Source organism: Nonomuraea ceibae (genome assembly GCF_019396325.1).
GTDB classification, from domain to species: domain Bacteria; phylum Actinomycetota; class Actinomycetes; order Streptosporangiales; family Streptosporangiaceae; genus Nonomuraea; species Nonomuraea ceibae.
The window spans coordinates 1-11,949 of sequence record NZ_JAHKRO010000185.1; the positions used below are offsets into that span (position 1 = coordinate 1).

The following is an 11,949-nucleotide window of genomic DNA, read 5'->3' on the forward strand; positions in this document are numbered from 1 at the left end:
GGCTTCGAGGAGCGGCGGCGGGGCGGCGCGCACCCGCTTGCGCGGGGTGCGCAGCCGCCGGGGCAGGCCGGGGCGCAGCGGGCCGAGGTCGATCCCGTGCGGGTGGCGGCGCAGCCGGGCCAGTGACAGCCGGTACGGGCCGGTCCGCAGGGCGAGGTCGACGATCCGGTCGGGGCGCAGCCGCAGCATGAGGGCGTCGCGCCACCGGCCGGTGCGGACGAGGCGGCGGTAGCGGCGGGCGAGGTCGCGGAAGATCTCCCAGTCGTGCCTGGCGCCGGGCGGTTTGGGGAAGGCGGCGGCCGAGTAGCGCGCGGTGTCGCGGACGGCGAGCATGCGGAAGACCAGGTCGTAGTGGTCGCGTTCGAGGGGTTCCGTGGGCGGCAGGATGACGTGGGCGTGGCGGGTGGTCTCGTTGACGTAGAAGTCGACGGCGGCCATGAACTCCAGCCCGGCCAGCGCCTGGTCGAGCGCGGGCCCGCCGGGGGCGGACTGCACGGGGTTGCCGGCGACGGTGAGCAGGGCGCGGACCTGGCCGGGGCCGGGGGTGCGGATCTCCTCGGCGAGGGCGGCGAGCGGCAGTTCGCCGCCGAACTCGGGCAGCCCGCGCACCCGGCTGTGCCAGCGGCCCCGGCGGCCGGGGTCGAGCTGTCCGATCGCGTCCACGGCGGGCCTGGTGAGGAGGGTGCCGCCGGGCCGGTCGAGGTTGCCGGTGACGATGTTGAGGAGCTGGATGCCCCACTGGCACAGCGTGCCGTACCGCTGCGTGGACACGCCCATCCGGCCGTAGCAGGCGGCGGCCGGCGCGGCGGCGAACTCCAGGGCGACGCGCCGGACGGTGCCGGGTTCGACGCCGGTCGCGGCCTCGACCCGTTCGGGGGTGAAGGGCTCGACGGCGTGGCGGACCTCGTCCAGCCCGTCCACGTACGCGGCGGGCGTGGCGGCGCCTTCGGTGAGGATGACGCGGAGCAGGCCGAGGATGAGGGCGGCGTCGGTGCCGGGGCGGATGAAGTGGTGGTCGACGCCGAGTCTGGCGGTCTCGGTCCGGCGCGGGTCGAACAGCACGGCCGTGCCGCCGCGCTCGTGCAGCGCGCGGATGCGGCGGGCCATGCCGGGGGCGGTCATCAGGCTGCCGTTCGAGACGGCGGGGTTGGCGCCGAAGATCAGGAAGTACGCGGTGCGGTCGATGTCGGGGACCGGGAGCAGCCACTGGTGGCCGTACAGGAGCCGGGCGACGACCTGGTGGGGGAGCTGGTCGACCGATCCGGCGGTGAAGCGGTTGCGGCTGCCGAGCAGGTTGACGAACGGCGGCGCGTGCGTCATGCCGCCGAGGCTGTGGGTGACGGGGTTGCCCAGGTAGGTGGCGACGGCGTCGGCGCCGTGCCGCCGGCGGATGCGGGCCAGCGCGCCGGCGACGAGGTCGTACGCCTCGTCCCAGGTGATCTCCTGCCAGCCGTCGGCGGTGCGGCGGACGGGGGCGCGCAGGCGGTCGGGGTCGTCGCGCAGGTCGGCGAGGGCGAGCGCCTTGGGGCAGAGGTGCCCGGCCGACAGGGGGTCGTCGGCGTCGCCGCGGATGCCGGTCACGCGGTCGCCGGAGGTGGTGATCAGCAGGCCGCACATCGCCTCGCACAGCGTGCACGTGATGGCCTTCGTCATGACTACAGTTGTAGCAGCCGATTGCTACACCTGTAGCGGCGGCCCCTCACTTCGCCATGAGGCGGGAGCGGGTGCGGGCCGGGGCCGTCGGGGGCAGCTCGCCGAGGATGTCGGCCAGCGTGACCCCGCGCAGGCTGTCGCGCCACGCCCGGTGCGCGTCGGCCATCTTCGCGGCCAGCACGCAGGCGTCCCGGCAGTCCTCCGGCGGCAGCGCGCCTCTCCCCTGCCGGCGGATCTCGCGGCATTCGTACGGCGGAGCCGCGCCGTCGACGGCCTCGACGATCCGCAGCAGCGTGATGTCGGCGGCCGGGCGGGCGAGCCGGAACCCACCGCGCGGGCCGGTCGTCGCCGCCAGCACCCCGGCCCGGACCAGCGCCTGCAACTGCTTGGCCAGGTAGGGGGCGGGCAGATCGTAGTAGTCGGCGAGCTGAGCCGCCGACGCGGTGGCGCCTGGCTCCAGCTGGGCCAGCGTGGTGGCGCAGTGCAACAGCCATTCGGTGCTCACGGGCAGCTTCACGCCACCAGCATATCGCGGATATTGCAGATCCATTTAGTCCGAGATATTGTCGTGACCCCACGGGAAGAAGGAGAGATCATCATGCGGATCGCCGTCGCCGGCGCCACCGGCAACATCGGATCCCTGACCGTCGCCGCCCTCGAACGCGACGGGCACGACGTCGTGCGCATCAGCCGCGCGCTCGGCGTCGACCTCATGACCGGCGACGGGCTCGACGCGGCGCTCACCGGCGTCGAGGCCGTCGTCGACGCCACCAACGGCCCGGCCGGCCGCCGCGAGGAGGCGGTGGAGTTCTTCACCACCACCACGGGCAACCTGCTCGCCGCCGAGGCGCGGGCCGGCGTCCGGCACCACGTGCTGCTCTCGATCGCCGGCATCCACCGCGTCGAGGGCAACGCCCACTACGCCGGCAAGCGGGAGCAGGAGCGCCTGGTGGCCGCCGGGCCGGTGCCGTGGACGATCGTCCCGGCCACCCAGTTCCACGACTTCGCCGAGATGGTCGCGGGCTGGACCGAGCAGGACGGCGTGGCCACGATCGCGCCGCTGCTCGTGCAGCCGGTCGCGCCCGCCGACGTGGCCGCCGTCCTGGCCGAGATCGCCACCGGCGCGCCGCTGGGCCGCCACGCCGACCTCGCCGGGCCCGAGACGCAGGACCTCGTCGACATGGCCCGGCGCACCCACCAGGCGCGCGGCCGCGAGGTCAAGCTGGTGCCGACGTGGTCGGGCCTCTTCGGCACGTCGATGGCCGGTGACGTGCTGCTGCCCGGCGAGGGCGCCCGCATCGCGCCGACCACGTTCGAGGAGTGGCTGGCCACCGTCCGGTGACCTCCGGGGCGCGGATTTGGCCAGGTTTTTCCAACGCCGGATGGGAGCGGGGCACGCTGCGACGGTATGACCGGAGCCGTGGGGAGAACCTGGTCAGCGGCCCTGACGGCGCTCGCGCTCGCCGCCGGCGTGGCGCTGGCGGGTGGCTGCGGCGGCTCCCAGGACTCCGCGCCGTCACCGCGCGTGTCGGCGAAACCGGCCATCAAGCCGAACGGCGAGCTCGTGCCGTCCACCGGCGGCGGCGACGTGCCCGACACGACCGTGGCCGTGTGCCGCGAGTGCCAGAAGCTGCTGGCATCCGGCCAGTACGAGCTCGCGGCGCGGCGCATGGACCGGCACGCGAACCAGCGGCCCGCGAACCTGGGCGGCGACTCCAGCACGGTGGCCGTCGCCCTGGTGTGCGCGGGGGCGGCCAAGGCCAGCCTGGGCCGGTACGAGGAGGCGATCAAGAGCCTCGCCGCGGCGGACCGGCTGGACGCCGAGCTGCCCGCCGACACGCGGCCCCAGTTCCTGGAGCTCATGTACCACGCCCAGCTCGTCAGCTACACGGCCGTCGGCGAGCCGGCCAAGGCCCAGGAGAGCCTGGCCCGGCTCGCCGGACTCGGCCGGGACACGGGCCCGTACCTGAAGGAGGCCTGCGCGGAGAAGCCCGGCGCGCTGCCCGCGTGCACCGGCGCCCCCATCGGCTCCCCCACCGGCGAGGAGGAGCGCCCCTCGGAGCCCACCCACGACCCCGTGCCGACGGAAACCGGCGGGACCACCCCGCCCACGGCCCCCGAGACGGAACCGGAGCCGGAGCCCGAACCCGAACCGGAGCCGGAACCCGAACCCCTCCCCGAAGAAACGTGAAGAAACTCGGCGAGAACCCCGACGAGGACGACGCCGGCCCCGGCGTGAGTCAGGACCTGGCGCGGCTGGGCAGCGTCCTGGCCCACATCGTCACGCCGACCACGATCGTCGCCGCGCTCATGGTCTACTTCGGCTCGGTGCGCACGAACACCTTCTTCGCCAGCCTCGGCGTCGACCAGAGCGTGCTCGGCCTGTCGATCCAGGACTACGCGCTGCGCAGCGTCGCCTCCACCATCGAACCGCTGGCCGTGCTCCTGCTGGCCGTCCTCGTCGCGCTGCCGGCGCACGCGGTGCTCGTCCGCCGCCTGGCCGCCCGGCCGGCCGCCATGCGCAGGTTCGTGATCGTGCTGGACGTACTCGGCTTCGCCGCCGTCGTCGCCGGCGTGCTCGGGCTGGCCGGCTGGGTCGAGTACAAGGTCAGAGCCCCGGTCGCCCCCGCCTGCCTGGGGCTCGGCGTGCTCGCGCTCGGCTACGCCGCCTCCCTGCGCGCCCGGAGCCTCCCCCGCCCGCCCGGCTACGCCGTCGAACCCCACGGGGTCCGCGTCGTCCGGCGGGCCATCTTCGTCGCCCTGCTCGCCGTCCTGCTGCTGTGGTCCGTCGCCGTGTACGCGCAGCTCCGCGGCCTCCGGGCGGTGGAGCAGCTCCGCCACAGCCCGGCGCTGCTGCCCGGCGTGGTGATCTACACGCCCCACCGCCTCTACCTGGAGGGCCCCGGCGTCACCGAGACCCGCCTGCCGGACGAGACGGCCAAGTTCCGCTACCGCTACGCCGGGCTGCGGCTGCTGATCCGGGCCGACCAGCGCTACTTCCTGCTGCCGTCCTGCTGGGCGACGACCCCCCAGTCCCGCGCCATCGCCCTGCACGACGACCCGTCGATCCGCCTGGAGTTCTTCCACGTCACCACACCCCCACCCTGCCCCTGACCAGGCCGTGCCCGGTCAGGACGGCTGGTCGGCCGGGGTGCCGTAGGTGGAGGCGCGGAACAGGAAGGACGCCCAGGAGCGGTACGGGCGCCAGGCGTCGGCGACCTTGCGGTAGGCGGCGGCCGGGGCGTCCTCCGGCAGCCCGTACGCCTCCCGGAGGATGGCGAACAGGCGCGGCTCGTCGCCCGGGAAGGCGTCCGGGGCGCCCGCGCCGCGGATGAGGATGAGGCCGGCCGAGAACGGGCCCACGCCGGGGAGGGCGCGCAGCTCGGCCAGGGCGTCGCGCGGGTCGAGGGCGCGCAGGTGCTCGGTGGTGAGCACGCCGTCGAGCGCGGCGCGGGCCAGGCCGCGCAGCCACTCCTCCTTCTGCGCGGGCAGGCCCAGCCCGCCCGCGTCGAGCAGCGAGACCGGCGGCGGGAAGGCCGCGTAGGCGGTGCCGTCGACGGTGACGCGGGCGCCGTGGCGCTCGGCGATGCGCTGCTTGATGCGCGAGGTGATGAGCATGGACGAACGCTGGACGATCACCGCCCAGCAGGCCGCCTCCCAGGGGCTCCAGAAGCACACCGGGCGCAGGCCGGGGCTGCGCCGTTGCAGGTCGCCGAGGATCGGGTCGCTCGCGCCGAGCTCGGCGAAGCCGGTGCCGTCGACGTCGAGCGACAGGATCCGCGCCACCTCGCCCCGGATCGCCGGCCCGGCCGGGCGCGTGGTGGCGACGGCGACCCCGCCGGGCGCGGCGGTCACGGTCACGCCGATCGGCCGCCAGTCCGACTCCGCGCAGTAGGCGAAGCGCAGCGCCCGCCCGTCGGAGGGCAGCGCGGCGGTGGCCGGCCAGTCCTCGACGAACCGCAGCGACGCGCCGAAGTCGAACGTGCCCTCGGCGGTCAGCGTGAATCCGTGCGTGGTCATGGCCGTATGGTAGGCGGCCCGGCCGACACGTCTACCTGGCCAGGAGCGCGCGCAGCTCCTTGACGACCACGGCGGGGGCCTCCTCGGCCATGAAGTGGCCGCAGGTGACGGTGCGGTGGACCAGGTCGGGCGCCCAGGCCCGCCACAGCGCCTCCGCGTCGTAGCCGAGGGCGGCGCCCCAGTCCTGCTGGAGCACGGTGACGGGCATGCGCAGGTGGTTGCCGGCCGCGCGGTCGGCCCGGTCGTGGTCGAGGTCGATGCCGGCCGTCGCGCGGTAGTCGGCGACGATCGACGGCACGGCCTCGCGCGACGCCTTCAGGTACGCGGCCCGTACGTCCGCCGGGATCGCCTCCGGGTCGGTGGTCCAGACGTCGAGGAAATGGCCGAAGAAGGCGTCCGCGCTGGCGGAGATGAGCTGTTCGGGCAGGCCGGGCGGCTGGGCCATCAGGTAGAGGTGCCAGCCGACGGCCGCGCCGGCGCCGCGCATGACGTCCCACATGTCGAGCGTGGGCAGGACGTCGAGGGACGCCAGGTGGGTGACGGCGTCCGGGTGGTCGAGCCCGGCGCGTACGGCGACGAGGGCGCCCCGGTCGTGCCCCGCCAGGGCGAACCGGTCGTGGCCCAGTTCGCGGGCGAGCGTGACGATGTCGGCGGCCATGGTGCGCTTGGAGTACGCGGTGCCGTCCGGGTCGCCGGGCTTGTCGCTGGCGCCGTAGCCGCGCAGGTCGGGGCAGATGACGGTGTGGTCGGCGGCCAGGTCGGCGGCGACGTGCCGCCACATGAGGTGCGTCTGCGGGAAGCCGTGCAGCAGCACGATCGGGCTGCCGGAGCCGCCGACGGCGGCGTTCAGCGTCACGCCGTCGGCGACGGTGACGCGGTGGTGGTCGAATCCGCTGATCCGGGGGTTCATGAGGGCCTTTCGGTGGTGCTTCCAGTGGTACGCCGTCCAGCGTGCCCGGCGGGGGTCAGCAGCCGGTCAGTGTTGGATCAGCGGTCCGGTCAGCGGGTCGGGTCAGGGGGCCGGAGCTGCGTAGATTGGGGGCGTGACCACGGTGGCGTTCGGCGTGCTCGGGCCGTTGGAGGCGGTGGGCGAGCACGGGCCGATCTCGCTCAGGGGGCCCCGGCACCGGGCGGTGCTGGCGCGGCTCCTGGTCGCCCGTGGGCGGGTGGTGCCGGTCGACCGGCTCGTCGAGGACCTGTGGGAGGAGCCGGGCGAGGGGGCGGTTTCGGCGCTGCGGACGTTCGTGTCCGATCTGCGGCGGGCGCTGGAGCCCGGCCGGCCGCCGCGTGAGCCCGCGCGGCTGCTGGTGACGGCGGCGCCCGGCTACGCGCTGCGGGCGGCGGCCGACGCGGTGGACGCCTGGCGCTTCGAGGCGGCCGTCGGCGAGGCGGGGCGGCTGCTGGCCGACGGGCGGCCGGCCGCGCCGCCCGGGGGCCCGGCGCCCACGGGTCCGGTGCGCGGCCGGGAGCAGGCCGAGCGGGCGCTGGCCTGCCTGGACGGGGCGCTGGCGCTGTGGCGCGGGCCCGCGTACGCCGAGAACGCCGGGGAGGAGTGGGCCAGTTCGGAGATCCACCGGCTGGACGAGCTGCTGGCGCTGGCCGTGGAGCGGCGGGCGCGGGCGCTGCTGGCGCTGGGGCGTTCCGCCGAGGCGGTCTCCGACCTGGAGGCGCACGCCGGTGACCGGCCGTTGCGCGAGGACGCCTGGCACCTGCTCGCCACGGCGCTCTACCGGTCGGGGCGGCAGGCCGACGCGCTGGCCGCGCTGCGCCGGGTCCGCGAGACGCTGGTGACCGAGCTGGGCGTGGACCCGGGGCCCCGGCTGCGCCGCCTGGAGTCCGACATCCTCACCCAGGCGCCCCACCTCACCCAGGACGACCCGGCCCCCGTACGGGCTCCCGAGCCGGCGGCAGGCGGCCGGGTGTTCGTGGGGCGGGAGGGGGACCTGGCGCGGCTGGAGGAGGCGGCCGGGCAGGTGGCCGGGCGGGGCGGGCCTGGGGTCGTCCTGGTGTCCGGGGAGGCCGGGGCGGGCAAGACGGCGCTGGCCGAGGCCGTCGCGGCGCGGCTGGCGGCGCGCGGCTGGGTGACGGCGTGGGGCCGCAGCCCCGAGTACGAGGGCGCGCCCGTCGCCGCGCCATGGACCCAGGTCACCGGCGCGCTGCCCCCGCCCCCCGAGCCGGACCGGCCCGGACCGGAGGGGTCGGGCGAGCTCGGATCGGACGGGACCGGATCGGGCGGGCCCGGATCGGGCGGGCTCGGATCGGGCGGGCTCGGGCCGGACGGCGGGGGGCGGGGCGCGGATCCGGCGGTGGTGAGGTTCCGGCGGCATCGGGCGGTCGTGGCGCGGGTCGCGGGGGCGGCGGCCGGGGGGCCGGTGCTGGTGGTGCTGGACGACCTGCACCGGGCCGACGCCGACACGCTCGACCTGCTGACCGCCGTCGCCACCGCGCCGGAGGTGGGCCCGGTGCTGGTCGTGGGCACGTTCCGGACCACGGAGGTCGGCCCGGAGCTGACCTCGGCGCTGGCCAGGCTGGCGCGCACCGAGCCGGTACGGGTCTACCTGGGCGGGCTGACCGAGGCGGCGACGGGCGAGCTGGCCGGGGCGGTCACCGGGCGGGAGCCGGCCGGGCCGGTGGTGCGGCTGATCCATCGGCGCAGCGGCGGCAACCCGTTCTTCGTACGGGAGCTGGCCCGGCTGTTCGCGGCCGAGGGCGAGGCGGGGCTGGAGGCGGTTCCGGCGGGGGTGCGGGACGTGATCCGGCACCGCCTGGCGCAACTGCCCGAGGAGACCCGGACCGTGCTGATGCAGGCGGCGGTCGCGGGGCGGGACGTGGACCCGGAGGTGCTGGCCGAGCTGGCGGGCGAGGGGCCGATGCTGGACGCGGTGGAGCGGGCGCTGCGGGCGGGGTTCCTGACCGAGCGGGGCGGGCTGCGGTTCACGCACATCCTGGTGCGCGACACGCTGTACGGGGATCTGTCGGCGTTGCGCCGGGCCCGGTGGCACGCGGCGGTCGGGGAGGCGGTGGAGCGGCTGCATCCGGACGACGTGGCGGCGCTCGCCCACCATTTCACCCTGGCCGCGGGCGGGACTGTCTCGCCCAGGGCCGCCCGCTATGCCCGCGCGGCGGCCGAGCTGGCCGAACGTCGTTCCGATCCGCACGAGGCCGCCCGGCTCTGGCGCCAGGTGATCACACACACGGGCGGCGACGCCGTACGGGATCGGCTGGAGGCGGATCTCGGGCTGGGGCGGGCGCTGGCCGTGACGGGACGGATGGAGGAGGCTCGGCGGCTGCGGGCGGAGGCGGTCGACACGGCGGAGAGCCTCGGCGACGCCGACCTGACGGCGGCCGTGATCACGGCCTTCGGCGTGCCGGCCGTCTGGACGCGCAACGACGACGAGCGCCTGTCCGCCCGGATCGCCGCCGCCGCCGAACGCACGCTGGCCGCGCTCTCCGGCGACCCGGCCGCTCCCCGGGACGTGATGGGCCGGCTGTGGAGCGCGCTGGCGCTGGAGCTGCGCGGCACGACGTCGGATCGCGGCCGGCGGGCGGCCCGCGAGGCGGAGGCGATCGCCCGCGCGTCCGGGGACCGGGCGTCGCTGGCGCTCGCGCTCAACGCCCGGTTCATGCACGCGTTCGGACGTGCCGGGCTGGCGGGCGAACGGGCGCGGATCGGGGCCGAGCTGGTCGAGCTGACAGCCGGCGGCGAGCTGGTGACGTTCGAGGTGCTGGGGCGGCTCGTCCAGCTCCAGGCGCGCGCCGCGCTGGGCGACCTGGCCGCCGCCGACGCGCACGCCGAGGCCGCCGACGCGCTCGCGAGCCGGTACGAGCTGCCGCTGGTGGGGGTGTTCACCGCCTGGTACGCGGGGCTGCGGCACGCGGTGGCGGGACGGCCGGAGGAGGCCGCGGCCGCCTACCGGGACGCGCAGGCCCGGCTGGCCGGGAGCGGCATGCCCGGCATGGAGGAGGGCCTGCTGCCGCTCGCCCTGCTGGCGCTGCGCCTGACGACCGGCCGGGACGGGGACGCGGGGAGCTGGCGTGGCCGCGACTACGGCCCGTACGAGCCGTGGGTCCGCCCGCTGATCCTGCTGGACGCCGGCCGGCGCGAGGAGGCCGCGGCGGCGCTGCGCGGCCTGCCCGAATCGCCCCACGACCTGATGCGCGAGGCGCGCCTGTGCCTGGCGGCCCGCGCCGCCGTCGCGCTCGGCGAGCGCGCCGTCATGGCCCGCCTGCGCCGCGAGCTCGCGCCCGCCGCCGGAGAGCTGGCCGGGGCGGGCAGCGGCGTGCTCACCCTCGGCCCGGTGGCGGGCTACCTGGACGACCTCGTCACCGGCCGCTGAACGACGAGCCCAGGCCCTGGGCTCGGTCAGTCGATGTACACGCTCGTGCCGAACTCCGAGACGGTCGAGCCGCCGGGCTCGACCAGTTCGAGCAGCTCGCCGGTGCAGTCGGGCGAGCTGAAGACGTACGCGAGCCCGTTGGTGTGGTTGGCGACGGACAGCGGCCACCGGTCGCTCGAGTAGCAGCCGCTGGGGTCGAAGTACGGCTGGTCGTTGATGACGAGCACGCCGTCGGCGGCGTGGGCGGGCGTGAGCGGGGCCAGGACCGCTCCGGCGGCGGCCAGGGCGGCGAGGGCTGTGGTGATGCGTCGCATGGTCTGGATTCCTGTTCTCGAACGGGTGGGACGACGCCATTGTTCACTTACAGCAATGACTCAACTACTGACTGTGAGGTGACGAGCCCGTCCCGGGCGGCGATTGGCGCCATCAGTCCCGGGAAGCCGGGATCATGGTGGTTCACGAACATGTACGGGGGCGGCGCACGGTGGATCTGATCACGGATGTCGTCCAGGCGATCAGCGATCTGCCGTTCCCGGTGGTGGGGGTCGTGGCCGGGGCCATGGCGTTCGCCGAATCCGGCCTGGGCCTCGGGTCGATCGTGCCCGGGGAGACGGGCGTGCTGCTGCTGGGGGCCGCCGCGGGCACTCCCGTGCGGTACGTCGTGATGCTCCTCGTCGTCGCCCTCGGCGTGACCGCGGGTGACCACGTCGGCTACCTGCTCGGCCGCCGCTACGGCGTGCGGATGCGGGAGCTGCGGGTGGTGCGGCGGCTCGGCGTACGGCACTGGGACCGCGCCACGACGGCGCTGCTCAGGTACGGCGCGGCTGCGGTGTTCGTCACCCGGCTGATCCCCGTGGTGCGCACGCTCACCCCGGCCGCCGCGGGCGCCGCCCAGGTGCGTTACGGGCGTTTCCTGCCCGCCTCGCTCGCCGGATCGCTGCTGTGGTCGGCGGTGTACGTCAGCCTGGGCGCGTTCGCGGGCGCCTCCGCCGCCCACCTGGAACGGCTCCTCGGGCGGGCGTCATGGGCCCTGCTCGGCGTGCTGGTCGCCCTCGTCGTCACGGTGAGCCTGGTCCGCCGCTTCCGCCGCCGCCGCTAGCTGCAGGGGCGCGGCGGTCCCGCCCGCGAGCTCCCGCCCGTGGTTCAGCGCGTGGTCGAGCTGCCTGGCCAGGTTCGGGACGGACGCGGGAGGCAGGTACGCGTCGGCCCCGGCGTCGAGCAGCCGGCGGACCGGGCCGTCGTACCGCACCCCGAGCTCGTCGTCCTCGATCTCGGTGACGACGACGCGCGCCTTCGGGAACGCCGACCGCAACGCCCCGATCAACTGCGGACTGCCCGCCGGCACCAGCAGCACGTCGGCCGTCACGGGAGCCGCGTGCATGTCGAGCACCACGTAGTCGGCCCCGAGCTGCGCGGCCAGCGCCACCCTGGCCGCGGTGGACAACTCCATCGCGGTCGCCACCACGGTCACGCCCTCGTAGCTCGCCGGCCCCTGCCCGTGCCCCTCGTCCGGCGTCCCGCGCCCGACGACGGCCCCCTGCACCACGTCCACGGTGCTGGAGATCCGCGCGATCGACCCGCCGTCCCGCGTGACGACCAGCTCCTCACCGGGTTCGAGCCCGTCGATGAGCGCCACGAGCTCCTCGGGCAACCCCGCCACGTCCACCCTCCGGGCAGCCCCCATGCCACGTCCCTCCTGCTCCCCACCCACGCTATTGCACGATCACCCGCGCACGACCGCCCCCAGCACGGGCCGGCCGAGGTGCGCCTGAGTGATCACGACGCCGGTGACACGCCCCCGCGAGCGCCAGAGCTAGATCGCTGATGTGAAATTTGGTGATCGGCTGCGGGCGTGACGAAGGGCGTCCATGGTCGGTGTGTGAAGACAGACTTGGACGCCCTTCTGACCGCACTCTATGTCTACTTGGACGATCACGTG

11 protein-coding genes are annotated in these 11,949 nt (G+C 75.7%); 5 read left to right on the plus strand and 6 right to left on the minus strand.

Annotated features, from left to right (window positions below; all coding sequences use genetic code 11):
• Together KME80_RS47785 and KME80_RS47790 are read right to left on the minus strand one after the other, a co-directional pair.
• On the minus strand, nt 1–1,653 hold a 1,653-nt coding region (locus KME80_RS47785; RefSeq protein ID WP_219518950.1), incomplete at its 3' end, for a molybdopterin-dependent oxidoreductase.
• Between the two features lie 46 nt (nt 1,654–1,699).
• On the minus strand, nt 1,700–2,170 hold the full coding sequence (locus KME80_RS47790) for an RrF2 family transcriptional regulator (protein WP_219518953.1): 471 nt from the start codon (nt 2,168–2,170) through the stop codon (nt 1,700–1,702).
• An 81-nt stretch (nt 2,171–2,251) separates the two neighbouring features.
• On the opposite strand from KME80_RS47790, the gene KME80_RS47795 reads away from it, so the two are divergent.
• The 3 genes from KME80_RS47795 (at nt 2,252) to KME80_RS47805 (ending at nt 4,767) form a co-directional block, all read left to right on the plus strand.
• Nucleotides 2,252–2,995, plus strand: coding sequence for an SDR family oxidoreductase (locus KME80_RS47795; protein WP_219518956.1), 744 nt, complete (start codon nt 2,252–2,254; stop codon nt 2,993–2,995).
• Between the two features lie 78 nt (nt 2,996–3,073).
• The gene (locus KME80_RS47800; protein ID WP_219518958.1) at nt 3,074–3,844 is read left to right on the plus strand and encodes a hypothetical protein; all 771 of its coding nucleotides are present in this window, start codon (nt 3,074–3,076) and stop codon (nt 3,842–3,844) included.
• Nucleotides 3,841–4,767, plus strand: a complete 927-nt coding sequence (locus tag KME80_RS47805; RefSeq protein ID WP_219518961.1) for a hypothetical protein — start codon at nt 3,841–3,843, stop codon at nt 4,765–4,767. Before KME80_RS47800 ends, KME80_RS47805 begins: the two co-directional genes overlap by 4 nt.
• 15 nt (nt 4,768–4,782) lie before the next feature.
• Here KME80_RS47805 and KME80_RS47810 read toward each other — a convergent pair whose 3' ends face one another.
• Nucleotides 4,783–5,673: a DNA-3-methyladenine glycosylase family protein gene (locus tag KME80_RS47810; RefSeq protein ID WP_219518963.1), complete on the minus strand. Its 891-nt coding sequence runs from the start codon at nt 5,671–5,673 to the stop codon at nt 4,783–4,785.
• Nucleotides 5,674–5,704: 31 nt separating this feature from the next.
• Nucleotides 5,705–6,583 carry an alpha/beta fold hydrolase gene (locus KME80_RS47815; RefSeq protein WP_219518966.1) on the minus strand — a complete coding sequence of 293 codons (879 nt, stop codon included), beginning with the start codon at nt 6,581–6,583 and terminating at the stop codon, nt 5,705–5,707.
• Between the two features lie 133 nt (nt 6,584–6,716).
• On the opposite strand from KME80_RS47815, the gene KME80_RS47820 reads away from it, so the two are divergent.
• Nucleotides 6,717–10,010, plus strand: a complete 3,294-nt coding sequence (locus tag KME80_RS47820) for an ATP-binding protein (protein ID WP_308126243.1) — start codon at nt 6,717–6,719, stop codon at nt 10,008–10,010.
• 26 nt (nt 10,011–10,036) lie between these two features.
• Here the strand turns inward: KME80_RS47820 and KME80_RS47825 are convergent, their stop codons facing one another.
• Complete coding sequence (locus tag KME80_RS47825) at nt 10,037–10,324, minus strand: hypothetical protein (protein ID WP_219518969.1); 288 nt, start codon at nt 10,322–10,324, stop codon at nt 10,037–10,039.
• A gap of 170 nt (nt 10,325–10,494) precedes the next feature.
• Between KME80_RS47825 and KME80_RS47830 the strand changes: the two genes are divergently transcribed.
• Nucleotides 10,495–11,109: a DedA family protein gene (locus tag KME80_RS47830; protein ID WP_308126244.1), complete on the plus strand. Its 615-nt coding sequence runs from the start codon at nt 10,495–10,497 to the stop codon at nt 11,107–11,109.
• Here the strand turns inward: KME80_RS47830 and KME80_RS47835 are convergent.
• Nucleotides 11,032–11,694: a response regulator gene (locus KME80_RS47835; protein ID WP_219518974.1), complete on the minus strand. Its 663-nt coding sequence runs from the start codon at nt 11,692–11,694 to the stop codon at nt 11,032–11,034. The genes KME80_RS47830 and KME80_RS47835 overlap by 78 nt on opposite strands.
• Nucleotides 11,695–11,949: the final 255 nt, after the last annotated feature.

Coding starts and splice junctions, on each gene's coding strand:
- KME80_RS47795 (WP_219518956.1), top strand. CDS start 2,252: ATGCGGATCGCCGTCGCCGGCGCCACCGGCAACATCGGATCCCTGACC.
- KME80_RS47810 (WP_219518963.1), bottom strand. CDS start 5,673: ATGACCACGCACGGATTCACGCTGACCGCCGAGGGCACGTTCGACTTC.
- KME80_RS47815 (WP_219518966.1), bottom strand. CDS start 6,583: ATGAACCCCCGGATCAGCGGATTCGACCACCACCGCGTCACCGTCGCC.
- KME80_RS47825 (WP_219518969.1), bottom strand. CDS start 10,324: ATGCGACGCATCACCACAGCCCTCGCCGCCCTGGCCGCCGCCGGAGCG.
- KME80_RS47835 (WP_219518974.1), bottom strand. CDS start 11,694: ATGGGGGCTGCCCGGAGGGTGGACGTGGCGGGGTTGCCCGAGGAGCTC.